Below are 16,873 nucleotides of genomic sequence, written 5' to 3'. Positions count from 1 at the left end.
CGGTCGTGAGCACAGCGGCGGTCATGCGTCACCAGCCCCCGGGGTTGTAGCCGTGGGCGGCGAGCTCTTCCAGGCAGGAGAGCGGGGCGTGCGGGACGGCGCAGCCGTCGGGGCCCGGCGCGAAGACCTCGCTCGACAGCACCCGGCCGTCGCAGCCGTTGACCTCGCGGATGCTGGAGACGTAGCGGCGCAGCTTGCCGCCGAGGTGGTAGTCGTTGCGCTTCTCGATGAAGACGACGAAGTCGATGGCGCCGGCGATGAGCATGTGGGTGGCGTCGATCGGCAGCCGCTCGCGGGCCTGCAGCGCGTAGGTGGAGATGCGGTTGAAGACCTCCATGCTGGAGTTGGCGTGGATGGTCGACAGGGAGCCGTCGTTGCCCTGGGTCATCGCGTTGAGCATGGTGACGATCTCGTCGCCGAGCACCTCGCCGACGATGACGCGGCTGGGGTTCATCCGCAGCGAGCGCCGGACGAGCTCGGCCATGGAGATCTCGCCCTGGCCCTCGGAGTTGGGCAGGCGCTGCTCGAAGGCGACCATGTTGGGATGGAGCTCGGGGAACTGGTCGAGGCCCAGCTCAAGGGCGCGTTCGACGGTGATGAGGCGTTCGCCGGGCGGGATCTCGTTGGCCAGGGCGCGCAGCAGGGTGGTCTTGCCGGCGTTGGTGGACCCGGCGATCATGAGGTTCTTGCGGGCGGCGACGGCGGCCGACAGGAAGCGCCCGACGTCGGGGCCGATCGTGCCGTTGCCCACGAGGTCGGACATGAAGACCTTGCCCAGGCGGGCCCGCCGGATCGACACGGCCGGCCTGACCGTGACGTCCATGACCGCGCTCAGCCGGGAGCCGTCGGGCAGGCGCAGGTCGAGCTGGGGGTTGGCGGTGTCGAACGGCCGGCTCGACAGCCCGGAGTAGGCCGCCAGGATCTGGATCAGCTCGATCAGTTCGTCGTCGGATTCGGCGACCGGGTCGTGGGTCAGCTCCTGGCCGTCGGCGTAGCTGACGAACACCTTGTCGCAGCCGTTGATGTCGATGTTCTCGACCTGGGTGTCGTCGAGCAGCGGCTGCAGCCGCCCCACCCCGAACAGCGCCGCGTGGATGCCGGCCGCGAGCGCCTCCTCCTCCTCGACGGTGGGCGGGGTGCGGCCGAGCCCGATCTCACTGCGGGCGTGCTCCTCCAGCACCTGGGAGATGAGCGCGCGGGCGAACTGACGCTCGTCCTCGCCGCTCATCGGGGGCAGGCCGTTGGCCTGGTCGAGCCGGCGCTGGTGGGCCAGCCGGTCGCCGACCTCCTGGCGGAAGCGCTTGACGAGGGAGTGGTCGATCATCGGTGACTCACCAGCCTCCCCGCGAGGTCTCTGGCCGTACGGATGAGCAGCGAGCGGTCGAGCCGGCCGCCCCACTGGCCGCGCAGCAGCTCGGCGCCCTTGGGGTCGTAGGCCAGGCCGTGCACGAACTGCACGCTGTGGCCGACGATCCTGCGTACGTCCTCGATCGAGCCCCGGTAGTTGCGCGGGTCGGCGATCACGACGACGCCGTGGGCCTTGCTGACCTGCAGCCGCTCGCGCAGGTGGGCCACGTGGTCGAGGGTGGCCCTGGTGAGCAGCACGACCTGCTCGGACTCGGCCATCAGGTCGCCGAGCTGCGGATGCGCGCCGAGCCTGCCGCAGTCGGCGATCACGTCGGCGTTGGGCATGGCGGCCAGCGCCCGGCCGAGCGCGCCCCACATCCAGGCGAGCCCGGCCGCCTGCTCGCCGTGGGTGAGCCCGACGAGCACGTCGAGCCCGCCGATGATCTTCTGGGTGTGCTGGTGGATCTGCGCCGCCTCAAGCCCGCGGCGGGCGGTCGCGCCCAGCGTGAGCAGCCCTCTGCCGGGGTTGAGCACGCCGCCGTCGGCGGCGGGCAGCCGGTAGGCGAGGTCGCCGCCCGCGGGGTCGCATTCGGCGAGCAGCACGGGCCGCGGCCACACCGCTGCCAGGGCCGTGGCGGCGGTGGTCACCCCCGGCGCGCCCTTGTCGGCCGCCAGTACGATCAGCGCCACGTCAGCGTGCCCCCGGAAGCTCGGCCACGGCGACCTCTCCCGCGGAGGCGGCGGCCACGATCTCGGGCGCTGCGGGCGCTTCCACGACCACGGTGATCTGACCGGAATTTCCGGTTCTCGACCTGTCGCCGACGCTGAAGACGAGGGCGCTCGCGGCGAGCACGCGGCTTTCTCCCTGACTCGACCGCGCCGGTACGAATATCACCTGTACGCGGTCGCCCGCCTGCACTCCGGCCGGAATTTGCCCGGGTTTCAGGGCCAGCCCGACGGTGGCCTTTCCTTCCCTGAGTTCGCTGCTGGCGCGCACGCCCATCTCGTTGGTCAGCAGGGTGCCGGGCAGGAGGGTGACGGCCGCGAAGCTGTCGAGCACCTTGTCGCGTTGTGTCCATGAGACGAAGGCGATGCCCGTGTCGGCGATCTTCACTTCCTCGATCGCCTGCGGGGTGAACTTCTGGCCCGCGCCGATCTGCTGCGTGACGCGGATGGCGGAGACGCGGTCGCCGCTGCGCAGGACGAGCAGGGTCGTGGCCAGCGCGCCGCCGAGGATGAGCAGGACGGCCAGCGCCGCCAGCGCCGGCTTGCGTTCCCTGGGTGGAACGGGGAGCTTGCGCGAGGCCGGGCCGGACAACCCCGCCGCGTTGGCGGCAGGCTTTTCACTGGTCCTCATGGGTGGGGGGCTCCCGGGGGTGAATTGCGGAATTCACGCCATTATGTGGGGATCACCACGGCGGTGTTGGCGGAATTCGCGGACCCATGCTCGTTTCGCAGGTGACATGATGTCAAGCCGAATTCATCGATGCCTGTTGTTTCTATCGAGTTGACGAATCCCGCTATTTCCGGTTAACCACCACATCAATCACATCCGTCACTTCATTCACACACATTTCGGCTTTTGTGCCGACATCCAGCACTAAATCCACTCCGGCGGCGATTCCCCATGCCATTGCCGTCAACCGGCGCGCCAGACCACGTTCCGGACGATAATTTGGCGCCCGAAGTCGACCGAGGAGACGGCACCATGCGGATCATGCTCACCGTCATCGGCGGGCACGGCGACCGTGACGTCGTCATCGATGGCGACGACGGCGCCACAGTGGCGGAGCTGAGCGCGGCGCTGGGCGACCAGGCGCCGCTGGCGACGGTGGTCCGCCTGCCCAAGAACCGGGCGCCGTACGGGATGGCCCAGGGCGGCGCCTACGTGCCCCAGCCGCGCCGGCCCGAGCGCTCCGACATGGGGCCGCCCGCGCTGTGGCGCGACGGCAGGACGCTCGATCCAGGAGCGCCGGTCGCCGCCGTGCTGCGCGACGGCGACAAGGTCACGCTCGACCCCCAGCTCGCCCGCGCGACCCTCGTCGCGGAGCCAGGCGGGGTGGCCGAGGTACGGGTCGTGGGCGGGCCCGCCGCAGGGGCCGTGCACCGGCTCGGGCTCGGCGTGCACGTGATCGGCTCCGACCCGATGTGCGCCATCGCCGCCGGTGACCCGGCGCTGGCCCCCGAGGCGGTCACCGTACGCGTGACGCCCGAGGCGATCACCGTCGAGCGGACCTGGCTGCCGCCGGGAGAGGCCCCCAGACTCAAGCTCAAGGGACGCTGGGCCGACGAGGTCGCCGAGCTCACCGCGCGCACGGCCGAGCGCGAGGCGGCCGAGTTCGCGGCCGGCTACGGCGAGATCCCCGAGCTCGACGGCCGCCCGCTCACCGAGCCGGTCGAATGGCCTGACCAGGCCGTGCTGACCTGCGGCTCCTCGGTGTTCGTGCTGACCTCGATCGAGCCGAAGGACGCGCACCTGGCCCCGCGCGGCGAGGGCGGCGTCGCCTACAACCGCCCGCCCCGGCTGCGCAGGCCCGAGCCAGAGCGCGCGTTCGTCCGGCCCAAGGAGCCGTCCAGGAACGAGGGCATGCGGCTGCAACTGCTGGCGGCGCTCCTGCCCGCCGTGCTCGGGGTGACCCTGGCCATCGCGCTCAAGCAGCCGTACTACCTGCTCGTCGCCCTCATGACGCCCGTGATCATGATCGGCCAGTGGTGGAGCGACCGCCGCCACGGCAAGAAGCAGCACAAGAAGGCCGTCAAGGAGTGGCAGGAGAAGGTCGAGGAGTACGACGCGGCGGTCGAGCGGGCCAGGGTGGCCGACGAGGCGGCCCGCAGGGCCGACGCGCCCGACCCCGCCCAGGTGCTGCTGACCGCCACCGGGCCGCGCAGGCGGCTGTGGGAGCGCAGGATCCACGACTCCGACGCGCTCAGGCTGCGGGTCGGGCTGGCCGACCTGCCCGCCGACCTGCAGCTGTCGGAGGAGCAGGGCGGGCCCATCGACCCGCCGATCTGCCGCTCTGTGCCGGTCGCGCTGCCCATGCGGCGGCTGGGGGTGGCCGGCGTGACAGGGCCGCGCTCCGCCGCGACCAGCCTGGCGAGCTGGCTGATCGCCCAGGCCGCGACCCTGCACAGCCCGCGCGACCTGGCCATCGTGGTGGTCTCCGCGCACCCCGACGCCGAGCGCCGCTGGGGCTGGCTGCGCTGGCTGCCGCACTGCACGCCGCGCGCGGGCGAGGAGTGCGTGGTGCTGGTGGGCGCCGATCCCGAGTCGGCCGCGCGCCGGGTCGCGGAGCTGGCCGCGCTCATCGACGAGCGCCAGAACACCGCCATCCCCGAACTGGGCAAGATCCCCACCGGCTGGGACGACCTCGGCGGCCCCGAGAAGCCCACGTTCTCCTCCTACGACGTGCGCCCGTACGACGTGCTGGTGGTCCTCGACGGCGCCCAGGTGCTGCGCGGGCTGCCCAGCATGCCGCAGGTGCTGCGCCAGGGCCCGCGCTCCGGCGTCTACACCCTCGCCATCGACGACGACCAGCGCCTGCTGCCCGAGGAGTGCCAGACGGTGGCCGCGTGCGGCGCCGACGGCCTCGTCCGGCTGCGCGGCGGCGGCCTCGACGTGATCGGCCCGCTGCTCGCCGACCTCGTCTCCGTCACCTGGTGCGACCGCCTGGCCAGGGCGCTGGCCCCGATCCGCGACGTGAGCCGCGACGACCCCGGCGGCAACCTGCCCGACGCGGCCCGCCTGCTCGACCTCATGGGCATGCCCGTACCGTCAGGCAAGGAACTGGCCGCCCAGTGGCGGAAGCACGGCAGCACCGAGGCGCTGATCGGCGTCGGCCCCGACGGGCCCTTCACCGTGGACCTCAAGCTCGACGGCCCCCACGGGCTGATCGCCGGCACCACCGGCGCGGGCAAGTCGGAGCTGCTGCAGACGCTCATCTGCTCGCTGGCGGTGGCCAACCGGCCCGACCAGCTCACGTTCGTGCTGATCGACTACAAGGGCGGGGCGGCCTTCAAGGAGTGCGTACGCCTGCCGCACACGGTCGGCATGGTGAGCGACCTCGACGGGCACCTGACGCAGCGGGCCCTCGACTCGCTGGCGGCCGAGCTGCGGCGCAGGGAGCGGCTGCTGCTGTCGGCCGGCGCGAAGGACATCGACGACTACGAGGGGCCGGGGATGCCCCGGCTGGTGCTGATCATCGACGAGTTCGCCGCCCTGGTGGCCGAGCTGCCCGACTTCGTGACGGGGCTCGTGGACATCGCGCGCAGGGGGCGGTCGCTGGGCATCCACCTCATCCTGGCCACCCAGCGGCCCGCCGGCGTGGTGACGGCCGACATCCAGGCCAACACCTCGCTGCGGATCGCGTTGCGGGTGACCGAGCCGGCCGAGTCGGCCGACGTCATCGACACGCCGGACGCCGCGCACATCTCCAAGTCCACGCCCGGGCGCTGCTACGTGCGTTCAGGGGTGGGGGCGGCGGTGGCCGTGCAGACGGCGCGGGTCGGCGGGCGCTCCCCCGCTGGACCTGGTGGTACGCCAGGCGCGCCCTCCTCGGGCGGTGGGGGCGTACGGGTGCTGGACGTGGCCTGGCGCGCCCTCGGCAAGCCGCTGCCGCCGCCACCGCGGCCGGCCGAGGAGGAGTCGTCGACCACCGACCTCACGCTCGTCACCGATGCCCTCATCGAGGCCGCGAACCTGGTCGGCGTGCCCGCCCAGCCGAGCCCGTGGCTGGACCCGCTGCCCACCCACCTGGTCCTCGACCTGCCCACCGACCTGCCCACCGACCGGCCCACCGACCGGCCCACCGACCGGCTCGCGGGGCACCCGGCGGGCGTGTCAGGTGGGGCGGAGGTGGCGCCGATCCCGTTCGGGATCACCGACCGGCCGTGGGCGCAGGACCGGCGACAACTGGCGCTCGACGTGGCCCACGGCGGGCACCTGCTCATCGCCGGCGCCGCGCGCAGCGGCCGGTCCACGGCGCTGCGCACGATCGCCGGATCCATCGCCTGTCACGCCTCGCCCGAGGACGTGCACCTGCACGCCGTGGACTGCGGCTCGGGCGCGCTGCTGCCCCTGGTCGCCATGCCCCACTGCGGCGCCGTCGTGACGCGCGACCAGCTCGACCGGGTGGAACGGCTGCTCACCCGGCTGCGGGTCGAGGTGGGCCGCCGGCAGCAGCTGCTGGCCGAGGCCGGGCACGCCTCGCTGGCCGAATACCGGCAGGCGGGGCATCGGCTGCCGTGGCTGGTGTTCATGCTCGACCGGTGGGAGGGCTTCGTGGCCGCGTTCGAGGGCTACGACTACGGGCGGCTGATCGAGGCGCTGCTCCAGCTGCTGCGTGAGGGGCCGGCGGTCGGGTTCAGGGCGGTGGTCAGCGCCGACCGGTCGGGGCTGCTCGGGCAGGTGTCGACGGTGTTCGACGACCGGCTGCTGCTGCGGCTGTCGGACAACGCCGACTACGGCTTGGCCGGTTTCCCGCTCAAGGGGCTGCCCTCGGTGATGCCGGCCGGGCGGGCCCTGTCGATGGGCGAGCACGGCATCGTGGAGCACCAGATCGCCCTGCTGGCCGCGGACCCGGCCGGCCCGGCCCAGGTCGCCGCCCTCCAAGCCCTGGCCCGCACCGCCACGGACCCGACCGGCCCCGCCGACGCCGACTCCGCTGCTGCGGGCCTGGCCGGCAGGAGCGGTGGGCCCGCGCATGCCGTGGTGCCCGGGAGGAGTGTGTGGCGGTGGGGTGGGGAGCCGCCGTTGCGGGTCGACGCGCTGCCGATGCGCATCACCGCCGTTCAGGCGCTGGCTCTGGAGCCGGGGTTCAGCCCGCCGTCGCCCCTGTGGGCGTTGCTCGGCGCGGGGGGCGACGCGCTCGCGCCGCTCGGGATCGACCTGATGGCCCAGGGGCCCGCCGCCGTGATCGCCGGGCCGTCGCGCTCGGGCCGCTCGTCGGTGCTGATGACCGCCGCTCACTGGCTGATCTCCCAGGGCACCCCGGTCGTCGCCGTCGCCCCCAGGCGCAGCCCGCTGCGTGACCTCGACGGCGCGCTGGCCGTGCTGAACGGCGAGGCCACCGACCTGCTGGAGATTCTGGCCGACCAGCGTCACTACGTCGTGCTGGTGGACGACGCCGAGCTGGTCAACGCCGACGGCCCGTTGGGCACCGCCCTTGAGGAGGTGCTCAGGACCGGGCGCGACGGAGACCACGGACTGCTCGTCGCGGGCACGACGGGCGACCTGGCCGTGGCGTACCGGGGGTTCGTGGCGGAGGCGCGCAAGGCTCGTACGGGGATGCTCCTGGCGGTGCAGGGGCAGACCGACGGCGACCTGTTCACGATCCGGCTGCCGCGCGGCACGACCGGCGGGCCGGCGGGACGCGGGTTCCTGGTGACGACGGGCAACCTCACCCCGATCCAGGCGGCCCTTCCGGACACCGCCTGACCTCACACGGGCCAGGCAGGCCCCGCCGGACACCGCCTGAGCTCAGTCCTCGTCCGCGGGCAGGGTGAAGAAGCGGACGTAGACGGGGCGGGCGTCCGGCGGGGCCTCCTCCGGCGGGCGGTTGTAGCGCATGAGCAGCGCGATGTACTCCTCGTAGAACGCGTCGAGCTCCTCCTTCGTCACGCGGGCCAGCCCGCGCGAACCGCGCGCCCAGGCGGGGTCGGCCTGGTAGGCGGCGGGGAAGCGCTCGAACAGGACGCGGTCCTCCTCGTAGCCGACCCGGTGGAACTCCTCCAGCACGGCCTGGTCCTCAGGCGCCACCTGGTCGGGGGTGGGCAGGCGCATGTCCCTGGGGGTGAGGGCGCGGCGCCACCAGCGTTCGCGGCCTGTGGAGCGCTCGGGGATCTCCTCGATGAAGCCGTATTTCTCCAGCTGGCGCAGGTGGTAGCTGGTCGTGCCGGTCTTCGCGCCGAGCAGGTCGCCGAGGGTGGTGGAGGTGGCGGGACCGTGCACGTTGAGGTGGGTCAGCATGCGGCGGCGCATCGGGTGGGCCAGCGCCTTGAGCCGCTCGGGGTCGTCGAGCAGGTACGGCTCCTCATCCTTCATGAGGATCAGGCTAATACTCCCGAACGATATCTGCAGACTTTTGTTTGCCGAGAGCTCTCTGCAGACTAGTCTCTGCCGTATGAGAAGAATCGTCGCGGCCCTGAGCACCGTGTTAACCGCGTCAACCGTCTTCGTCGCGTCGGCCTGGCCCGGCGCGACCAGCGCCGCCGCCGCCGAAACCCCGGCGCCCGCCGTACCCGCCGATCTGACCTCGACCGAGGTGAGCTTTCGCGGTGGCGGAGGGCTGGAGCTGCGCGGGAGCGTGATCAGCCAGGTCGACGCCAAGGAGGGACGGCCGGGGGTCGTGCTGGTGCACGGCGCCGGCACGGGGACCCCGAGGGAGAAGCTGCTCGGCGAGGCGGTGGCCTTCGCGCGGCAGGGCATGTCCGTGCTCGTCTACGACAAGCGTTCTGAGGGCTACTCGCTCTTCGAGCGCTCGTACCCGCAGCTCGCCGAGGACGCGCTGGGCGCGGTCGGGACGCTGCGGCGCCAGCCCGGCGTGGATCCGGCCAAGGTCGGCCTCTGGGGGCTCAGCGAAGGCGGATGGGTGGTCCCGATCGCCGCCACCCGTTCGCGGGACGTCGCCTTCGTCATCCTCGTCGGCGCCAACGGACTCAACCCGCTGCGCCAGCAGACCTGGGCCGTGGCGGCCGGGCTGCGCAAGGCGGGCGTGAGCGGGTCGCTGGTGGACCGGGCCGAGCACAACCTGTACCGGGTGATCGCGGACGGCGGGATGTTCCCCCAGCCCTACTTCGACCCGGCGCCGGTCATCGGGCGGCTGCGTCAGCCCGTGCTGGCCGTCTGGGGCGTGCACGACCTGCTCACGCCGCCGGTGGAGACGCCGCCCATCTTCGCCAAGGCCCTTGAGGACGGCGGGAACCGCCGGTACACGTTCCGGTTCTTCCCCGGCGCCGATCACGCCGCGCACCTGACCCCCGACGGCGGCGTCACCCGGTTGCCCGAGCTGGCGCCCGGCTATCCCGAGCTGGTCGGGACCTGGGTCGGCCAGGCCACGTCAGGACGCGCTCCCCTGGCCCAGGTGTCCGGCCCCGCGCCCGAGCAGGCGAGCAGGACCGTCGAGGTGCCGCCCACCGCGTGGTGGGAGTCGGCGGGCGCGCAACTCGTGGCGCTGGTGCTGTTCCTGGTGGCCTTCTGCGGCTATCCGCTGGTGGCCCTGATCCGGCGGATCAGGGGGCGGCGCGACGTGGCACCGGTCAAGGCGGCGCGGCTGGTCAGCGCGGGCGGGCTCACGGCGGTGGCCGGCGGGTTCGCGTACCTGTTCTACGTGATCATGACCGGCGGCAAGCTGTCCGAGCCGGGGCCGCTGCTGGCCGGCCGGCCCGTCGTCTGGCTGGCGCTGCAGGCGGTCGCGGTCGCGACCGTGGTGGCGACCGCGCTCACCGCGGCGCGGTGGCGGCGGGCCGCCACCCGCGGCGAGCGGGCCCGGCTCGGGCTGGTCGTCGCGGGCGGCGCGCTGTTCGTGCCGTGGGCGCTGTACTGGGGACTGCTGCTCCCATGAGCGGCCCGCGGCGCGGGTCAGCCGATGCGGCCGTTGACCACCGAGTCGGAGTCGCCGCCCCAGACGTCGTCGTCCTCGTGCAGCCAGGTCGTGGACTCGCGGTCGTTGGACTGGTCGGCCCCGCCCGCACCGGCGCCCATTCCGCCCATCGGCATGAACGGCATGCCGCCCGTCCCGGAGGCGCCGCGGGCGGCGGCTCCGGCCGCTCCCGGGCCCATCGCGCCGCCGACGCCGCCCACCCCGCCGAAGGTGCCAGGACCGCCGCCCGGCCCGTACGACGGCGTGCTGGGGCTGTTGTAGCCGGTCGTGGTGGGGACGTTCTGGCCGTAGGGCGGGGTCGTGCCGAGGGGCTGGTTCGTGGCGGTGGGCTGGAAGTCCTGGAGGTTGGTCTTGGGGCTGCCGATGGTCCCCGGGTTCACGGCGCCGTTCGGGTCGGTGGTGGTGGGAATCTGCCCGTTCGGGACGTACCCGTTCGGCGCGCCGGGGGTGCCGGGAACGCCGGGCTGGCCGGGGTTCGACGGGTCGCCGGCGCCGGGAGTCGTGGTGCCGGGCAGCGACGGGTCGCCGGTGCCGGGCAGGTTCGGCGTGCCGTTGCCGGGACCGCCGGGCCCGCCGGGGATGTCGCCGGCGCCCGGCAGGTTCTGGCCAGGTCCGTACGGAGGACCGTACGGGGGCAGGGTGGAGCCGGTGTTGAGCGGCGAGGGCGTGCCATTGGGGTACTTCACCGGCGGCGGCTTGCCGTTCCACGGGTCCGGGGGCTTGATGTCGGGAAGCGTCGACTCCACCGAGTCCGGCATCTCCATGAAGACCGCCTGGAGGTCCGCGCTGAGCGTCTGCAGGTGCTCGCCCGCCAGGTCGTTCTGCGACCCCCAGCTGTGGTCGGCCTCGTTCTCGACGTTGTCGTCACCGACGCCGCCGTTGGGGTTCCTGTAGTAGCCCTTGTACGTGCTCCACACGTCGGGGATGCTGTCGTTCCAGGAGCCGATGCTCTGGTTGTGCCAGGTGTCCAGGATGCCCTTGTGGCCGTCGTCGATGAAGGCCTGGTGCGCCTGTACCACCTTGCCGAGGCCGTCCAGGGACTTCTTGAGGGGGGACAGCGCCTCGATCAGCTTGCCCATGGTGACGTACAGGACGCCGAGTGCCGTCTGCGCCTCGACCGAGGACTTGCCCTCCCAGACCTTGGCCAGCTCGATGGCCTGGTCCTTGACGGCCTCCCTGGCGGTGCCGAGGGCCTTGTGGGCGTTCTCGTAGGCGGTCGCCGCCTTGGGGATGCCCTTGGTGGGGTCGAGGCCCCTGATGAGGGTCACGACCTGCTCGACGTTGTAAGCGTCCGTCTTGACGCTGAAGTCGAGGCAGAGGGTCTTCAGCATGTGCACCTGGTGCTTGGTCTTCCCCACGCCGATCAGCTCCCGCCCTGGTTGGCGGCGTTCGTCACCTTGTAGGTGCCGGCTCCCGCCTCCACGAGGGCTATCGCGGTGTTGAGGCTGGTCAGCACATCCTGATACATCTTCTGTATCTCGGTGTGGCTGTTCTCCAGCTGGGAGCCGAACTCGCCGCCGGCCCAGCCCTTGATGGTCTGCAGCTGCTCACGCAGCGCCGTCAGCGTGTAGCTCACCATACTGAGGTCCTGGAGGGAGCCCGGCCGGGTGCCGGTGCCCATCATGTCGATGGGCTTCAGTGCCTCGCGCAGCGCTCCCGCGATGTTCTCGATCTTCTTCGCGTCGTACGTGACACCGTCCCGGTCGGCGACGAGCCCCGGCCAGTCCTTAGGTGGTTCCGTTCCCATGAGACTCCCCCTTGGCACTCGATCAAGGAGCTTAGTGGATCGTTTCTTTGCCGTACAGAAGACCCATAGTCAACATGCGTAACATAAGCAAATATGCAGAACCAAAAGGATCTTTATCAGGCGCATCGCTTCATGACGCAGCGCCTGGGACTCGCCCTGCTCCAGGGTGAGCCGGATCTGCCCGAATCCCCGATGCGGCGGCACAACGTCGCCACCTTCGCGGGGATCATCATCGCGGTGCTCATCATGGCCGCGTTCGGGATCTGGGGCCTGCTCAAGCCCGGCAACGCCACCAAGCTGACGGACGCAGGCCAGCTGCTGCTTGAGGAGGAGACCGGCGCCTCCTACGTCTACAACCAGAAGAGCGGCACGCTGCAGCCGGTGGCTAACTACGTCTCCGCCCGGCTGCTGCTCGACAGCCAGGAGATCAAGGTCAGAACGGTGTCGGCCGAGTCGCTGGCCGGCTACACCCGGGGGCACAAGGTCGGCATCATGGGCGCGCCCGACTCGCTGCCCAAGCCGGCCCGGCTGGTCAAGGCGCCGTGGTCGGCCTGCGTGGTCGAGGGCGCCGACGCCGCCAACGTACGCAGGGCGTACGTCACGCTCGTGGCCGGGATCGACGTCGGCGGGACGCCCGTGGGCGGCGAGGCACTGGTCGTCAGCGACGGGCAGCAGAACTGGGTGCTGTGGGCCAACCAGCGCATGCGCGTGCGGAACGTGGACCGCCTCACCGACCAGACACCGCGCCGCGTGCCCGCCTCCTGGGTCAACGCCATCCCCGCGGGCACGGACTTCGCCCCTCCGGTGATCCCGCAGCGCGGCAAGAAGACCCGCGGGCCAGGCGGCGCGACGGCCAGGGCCGGGCACGTCTACAAGGTGGCCTCCATGGCGGGCGCCCCGGAACGCTGGTACGTCCTGCTCCCCGACGGCCTGGCCCCGATCAGCCACACGCAGGCGATGCTGCTGCTCCAGGACCCGGCCAGCAAGATCGCGTACGGCAAGAGCCCGGTGCGCGAGACGGCGATCGACGCCGCGAGCGCCAACGCGACCAAGGCGTCGGCCCGCAACCTGCAGAACCCTGGCATGCCCAAGACGATGCCGCGCTTCCGCGCGCCCGGCGTGACGGCCCCGCTCTGCGCGGTCTACGGCAACACCCTCAAGGGCTCGACCAGCGCGGTCCTGTCCACCGGCAGCAAGATCCGCATCCCGACGCCGCCGGCCAGCGCCGGCCCCGACAAGGTCGACCAGGTCCTGCTGCCGCCCGGCACCGCCGTGCTGGCCGGGACCCTGCCCGGGGACGGGCAGCTCTCGGCGGTGCAGCAGTACTCGCTGATCACGGATCAGGGCAGGAGGTTCCGGCTGGCCTCCGCCGACGTCGTGGGCAAGCTGGGCTACGAGATCACCGACGTGGCGCCGGTGCCCGCCCACCTGCTGCGGCTGATCCCCGACGGCCCCTCGCTGGACCCGGCGGCGGCGGGGACGCCGGTGCCGGACACCATGCCGCTCCAGCAGCAGCAGTCGCAGTGACGCCCGGCCGCCGCCGGCGTGGAACCGGCGGCGCGGCCAAAATACGGCCGCCGCCGGCATCGAGCCGGCGGCGAACGCGAATCAGCCGGAGGTCAGATCTCCAGGTTGGTCTTGGGCATGAGCTGCCCGGTCTCCTTGTCGTATTCCAGCCCGTCGTTGGTGAACGGCTGGCGCATGTCGTCCGGGGTCTTCCCCTTGCCGGTCATCGCCGACATCTCGTTCGGCATGGCCTTGACCGTGGGGAACGACTTGGCCGTCATCTCGCTGAGGGTGATGACGCCGAAGATGACTCCGGTGAGGATCAGGGCCGCCTTGATGTTGTTCGCCAGGATCTTCTTGGCGCCCTGGAGCATGGCCTTGCCCAGCGCGGCGTCGATGCCGAGCACGACCGCGTTGTAGGCGGGCAGCCATCGTGCGGCGAAGACGAACAGGCCCCAGGCCACCATGGCGATGGCGATGGCGAGAGCGACCACCGCGACCTGCGAGTGGAAGTTCGCGTTCGAGTCGACGGCGTCGCCGGCGTCGTTGCGCGCGCTCTTGAGCTGCTCGACCGACTTGAGGAAGTTGCCGTGGACCTCCTCGAACGTGTCGAAGGCGCCCCCTTCCCACTTGCCCTGGTCCTTCAGCTCCTTCTTCAGGTTGTTCAGTTCGCCCACGAGACTGTCGAGCTCGGTGGTCACGCCGTTCTTGTCGGCGGAGCGCCAGTTGGTGGCCGAGTCGCGCATGCCATCGGGATGGCTGCGCAGAGTGGCGATGGTGGCCGCGACGTAGAACGCCCAGGGCCGCAGGATCATGAGGGCGGCGCCGGCCGACATCGTCGCCGCCGCGTCGAACATCTCCTTGCCGCTCACACTTCCTCCTGGCCGATCACCTGCGGCGCGATGTCCTCATCGCCCATCCAGAGACCCTCGTCCTCCGACAGCCCGATGGTCTTCTCACGGTCGCGGCCCTCCTGGCCGCCGGCACCGCCGCTCATCGGCATCATGGGCATCATCGGCGCGCCGCCCGCGGGGCCGGCGCCGCGCAATCCCGCCGCGCCGCCGGCCGGCAGGCCGTTGGCCCCGAGACCGGCACCGGTGCCGGCGCTGACGCCGCCGCCAGGCCCGCCGTACGTGTTCGGCACGGCCGTGCGGTTGCCCAGCGCCGACGGGTCTGTGCCCGGCGGCAGGTTGCCGGTGAGCGACGGGTTCTGCGGCGTGAACTGCGACAGGTCGGTCTTCGACGGGTCGTTGATCGCCGAGTCGATGCTGGGGACCTTCATGTCCGCCGGATCGGTCTTCGGCAGCTCGGGCTGGGGGATGTCGGTGCCGGGCAGGTTCGTGCCCGGCCCGCCCGGGGTGTTCGCGCCGGGCACGTCGGCCCCGGGCACATCGCCGCCCGGCAGGTCACCACCGGGAAGATCGCTGCCCGGAGGCTTGGGCAGGTCACCACCGGGAAGGTCGCTGCCCGGAGGCTTGGGCAGGTCGAGGCCGCCCCCGTTGGGCAGGTCGCCCGGCTTCAGGCCACCGGGGTTCATGCCGCCGGGCAGCTTGCCGGTGGGCAGCCCGCCGGGAGGGTACTGGTTGCCGCTCCCGTCCTCCGCGGCCTTGTAGTTCTGGTCGGCCGCCTTGAGCGCCGACTTCCAGGAGGCCAGCGCGTCGTGGGCGCGCTTCAGCACGTCGCGCTGGTTCTGGATCGCCTTCTCGTGGGCGCTCTGCACGCCCATGCCGAGCACGCTGAAGTGCGGCGAGGGAACACGCAGGGCGTCGGCCTTCTCGCCGAGGCTGGAGAAGTACTGGACGTGGCCGTCGATCTTCCCGCCGGCCCGGTCGAGTTCGCCCTTCTCGAACGAGACGCCCTGTCCCATGCCGGGCATCCCGCCGAGATCGCCGTAGGGGCTTGAACCGTTGTTCGTCATCCGATCACCGGATCCGTCGTCTCATGGCCGGACGTCCAGTTGCTGGAGTCCTCCGGCATGTACGTGTTCCGCTCCAGGTCGCTGTACTCCCCGCCGCCTCCGGCGCCACCCATGAACGGCATCATCGGCATGCCGCCGGGACCGACGCCGCCGGCGCGGCCTGAGCCGGGCCCGGCCAGGGCGGGGTGGGCGCCGCCGACACCGGGAGAGCCGATGACCGACGGGATGCCGGGAGCGGCGCCCACGGGCGTCGGCATGCCGTAGCCCGGCGTCGGGGTCAGCGTGGTGGGCGGCGGCGTCATGGTCGTCGGCACGGTCGGGGTGGTCGGGACCACCGGGGGCCGGTAGCTCGCCATGTCCGTCTGGCGCGAGTCGGTCGTGGTGGGGCCGCCGGTGGTCGTGGTGGTGTCGCGGTCACCGATGACCGGGGGCACCGTGCCGTCGCCTGGCCCCGTGGTGGTGGGGGGCGGCGTCTGACCGGGGTCCCCAGGGGTGCCGGGGGCGCCGGGGCCTGAGTTGCCCGGGTCGGTCCCGCCGGGGTCGGAGCCGCCGGGGTTCGTCCCGCCGGGGTTCGTGCCGCCCGGGTTCGTCCCGCCGGGATTGGAGCCGCCCGAGTCGGAGCCGCCGCCCGAGCCTGACCCGCCGGAGCCCGATCCGCCCGATCCGCCCGATCCGCCCGATCCGCCCGATCCGTCGTATCCGCCGTAGTTGCCGCCGCTCGACCCGTCGTAGCCGGAGCCGGTGGTCGTGTACCGCGTGCCGGTCGGGTAGTTCGGGTTCGTCGTGGTCGGGCCGCCGGAGCCGGGGAGGCTGACCGTCGGCAGGTTGTAGTTGAGGTACTTCGGGGCCGCGTTGTAGACCTCGACGATCTTCTGGTTGAGCTCGTGCAGCGTCTGCCGGGCGTGGATGTCCTCCAGCACCTTCTTGACGGTGGCCGCGTCCTCCGTGCCCGACGGGACCTTCTGCTCCTCGTCGACCTTGGTCTGCGCGGTCGTGAGGTGCTGGGCGTACGTGGACAGCTGCGAGCCCATCTTCTGCAGCGCGCCCGACAGCTCCTTGCCGGTGGCGTGCAGCAGCTCCAGTGCCTCTTTGGCCTTGTTGGCGTCGGGGCCCTTCCAGATCGCGGCGATCTTGGGGGCGTGCGTCTCCAGGGCCGTGTACGCCTGCTCGACCTTGCTGCTGGCGTTGAGGTAGGTCTGCCCCTGACCGTCGATGACGAGCGGGTTGGCGCCGTCGAGCCACTGCTTGATCTGGCTCTTGTCCTCCGAGGGGTACTCCCCCGACGGACCGGCGGCGCCCTGGGCCAGCCAGACCGACCCGTGATCACCCATCAGGCCTCACCCTCGTTCTCCCGGCGTGCCTTGTCGTGGTTGGCGGCGCTGACCTCGACCGCGTCGGCCACCTTCTCGAACGCCTCGATGAACTTCTCGTACACCTCGACGAACTTCTTGCCCGCGTTGTCCGAGCCGAGGAGGGCGGCCAGGCGGGTGGCGTCGTTCCACTGCCCGAACTCGGCGCGGGACAGCTCGCCGCCCTTGTAGATCTGGTTGACGTTGCCGTTCGGGCGTTCACTCTTGCCCATCAGGGCCTCGAAGGTGCTCCTCAGCTCCTCCGCGATCACCCGCATGCTCGACGGCGAGTTCTCCCGCGCGTCGAACAACTTGGGGTCGACGTTCATCTCCGGCGCGTTTTCGCTCATGCCTTCCCCCGGCAACAGTGCTCTCGGCCATCGCGCCGCGGCGATGGCCGAGAGGGTGG

The 16,873-nt window shown here is 71.9% G+C and carries 13 protein-coding genes; 3 read left to right on the top strand and 10 right to left on the bottom strand.

What is annotated here, in order from left to right; all coding sequences use genetic code 11:
- Nucleotides 1–28: 28 nt before the first annotated feature.
- The 3 genes from AB0C28_RS19125 to AB0C28_RS19115 are packed head-to-tail and all read right to left on the bottom strand — an operon-like array spanning nucleotide 29 to nucleotide 2,704.
- Complete coding sequence (locus AB0C28_RS19125; protein WP_358076065.1) at nucleotides 29–1,324, bottom strand: ATPase, T2SS/T4P/T4SS family; 1,296 nt, start codon at nucleotides 1,322–1,324, stop codon at nucleotides 29–31.
- Nucleotides 1,321–2,037 carry a hypothetical protein gene (locus AB0C28_RS19120; RefSeq protein ID WP_357847457.1) on the bottom strand — a complete coding sequence of 239 codons (717 nt, stop codon included), beginning with the start codon at nucleotides 2,035–2,037 and terminating at the stop codon, nucleotides 1,321–1,323. Before AB0C28_RS19120 ends, AB0C28_RS19125 begins: the two co-directional genes overlap by 4 nt.
- Nucleotide 2,038: 1 nt before the next feature.
- The gene (locus AB0C28_RS19115) at nucleotides 2,039–2,704 is read right to left on the bottom strand and encodes a hypothetical protein (RefSeq protein ID WP_357847460.1); all 666 of its coding nucleotides are present in this window, start codon (nucleotides 2,702–2,704) and stop codon (nucleotides 2,039–2,041) included.
- A gap of 351 nt (nucleotides 2,705–3,055) precedes the next feature.
- Between AB0C28_RS19115 and AB0C28_RS19110 the strand changes: the two genes are divergently transcribed.
- On the top strand, nucleotides 3,056–7,780 hold the full coding sequence (locus AB0C28_RS19110; RefSeq protein WP_358076062.1) for an FtsK/SpoIIIE domain-containing protein: 4,725 nt from the start codon (nucleotides 3,056–3,058) through the stop codon (nucleotides 7,778–7,780).
- A gap of 42 nt (nucleotides 7,781–7,822) precedes the next feature.
- On the opposite strand, the gene AB0C28_RS19105 is transcribed toward AB0C28_RS19110, so the two are convergent.
- Nucleotides 7,823–8,386, bottom strand: a complete 564-nt coding sequence (locus tag AB0C28_RS19105) for a helix-turn-helix domain-containing protein (protein WP_357847466.1) — start codon at nucleotides 8,384–8,386, stop codon at nucleotides 7,823–7,825.
- Nucleotides 8,387–8,465: 79 nt separating this feature from the next.
- On the opposite strand from AB0C28_RS19105, the gene AB0C28_RS19100 reads away from it, so the two are divergent.
- Nucleotides 8,466–9,905: a prolyl oligopeptidase family serine peptidase gene (locus tag AB0C28_RS19100; protein WP_358076059.1), complete on the top strand. Its 1,440-nt coding sequence runs from the start codon at nucleotides 8,466–8,468 to the stop codon at nucleotides 9,903–9,905.
- Between the two features lie 17 nt (nucleotides 9,906–9,922).
- Here the strand turns inward: AB0C28_RS19100 and AB0C28_RS19095 are convergent, their stop codons facing one another.
- Nucleotides 9,923–11,302, bottom strand: coding sequence for a hypothetical protein (locus tag AB0C28_RS19095; protein ID WP_358076056.1), 1,380 nt, complete (start codon nucleotides 11,300–11,302; stop codon nucleotides 9,923–9,925).
- Nucleotides 11,303–11,307: 5 nt separating this feature from the next.
- On the bottom strand, nucleotides 11,308–11,691 hold the full coding sequence (locus tag AB0C28_RS19090; protein WP_357847475.1) for a hypothetical protein: 384 nt from the start codon (nucleotides 11,689–11,691) through the stop codon (nucleotides 11,308–11,310).
- A 93-nt stretch (nucleotides 11,692–11,784) separates the two neighbouring features.
- On the opposite strand from AB0C28_RS19090, the gene eccB reads away from it, so the two are divergent.
- The gene (eccB, locus tag AB0C28_RS19085) at nucleotides 11,785–13,218 is read left to right on the top strand and encodes a type VII secretion protein EccB (protein ID WP_358076053.1); all 1,434 of its coding nucleotides are present in this window, start codon (nucleotides 11,785–11,787) and stop codon (nucleotides 13,216–13,218) included.
- A gap of 92 nt (nucleotides 13,219–13,310) precedes the next feature.
- Here the strand turns inward: eccB and AB0C28_RS19080 are convergent, their stop codons facing one another.
- From AB0C28_RS19080 to AB0C28_RS19065, 4 genes are read right to left on the bottom strand one after another with little or no spacing between them, the layout of a single operon-like run.
- Nucleotides 13,311–14,069 (bottom strand): WXG100 family type VII secretion target, encoded by a 759-nt coding sequence (locus AB0C28_RS19080; RefSeq protein WP_357847481.1) that lies wholly within the window; start codon nucleotides 14,067–14,069, stop codon nucleotides 13,311–13,313.
- Nucleotides 14,066–15,115 carry a hypothetical protein gene (locus AB0C28_RS19075; RefSeq protein ID WP_358076050.1) on the bottom strand — a complete coding sequence of 350 codons (1,050 nt, stop codon included), beginning with the start codon at nucleotides 15,113–15,115 and terminating at the stop codon, nucleotides 14,066–14,068. The genes AB0C28_RS19080 and AB0C28_RS19075 overlap by 4 nt, the downstream gene beginning before the upstream one ends.
- Entirely contained in the window at nucleotides 15,112–16,446 is a 1,335-nt protein-coding gene (locus AB0C28_RS19070) for a hypothetical protein (protein ID WP_358076047.1), read from the bottom strand. Before AB0C28_RS19070 ends, AB0C28_RS19075 begins: the two co-directional genes overlap by 4 nt.
- The gene (locus tag AB0C28_RS19065) at nucleotides 16,446–16,814 is read right to left on the bottom strand and encodes a hypothetical protein (protein ID WP_357847491.1); all 369 of its coding nucleotides are present in this window, start codon (nucleotides 16,812–16,814) and stop codon (nucleotides 16,446–16,448) included. Before AB0C28_RS19065 ends, AB0C28_RS19070 begins: the two co-directional genes overlap by 1 nt.
- Nucleotides 16,815–16,873: the final 59 nt, after the last annotated feature.

It is taken from the genome of Nonomuraea sp. NPDC048892 (genome assembly GCF_040649735.1).
Lineage (GTDB): Bacteria > Actinomycetota > Actinomycetes > Streptosporangiales > Streptosporangiaceae > Nonomuraea > Nonomuraea maheshkhaliensis.
This window is presented reverse-complemented; position numbering and strand designations above follow the sequence as displayed.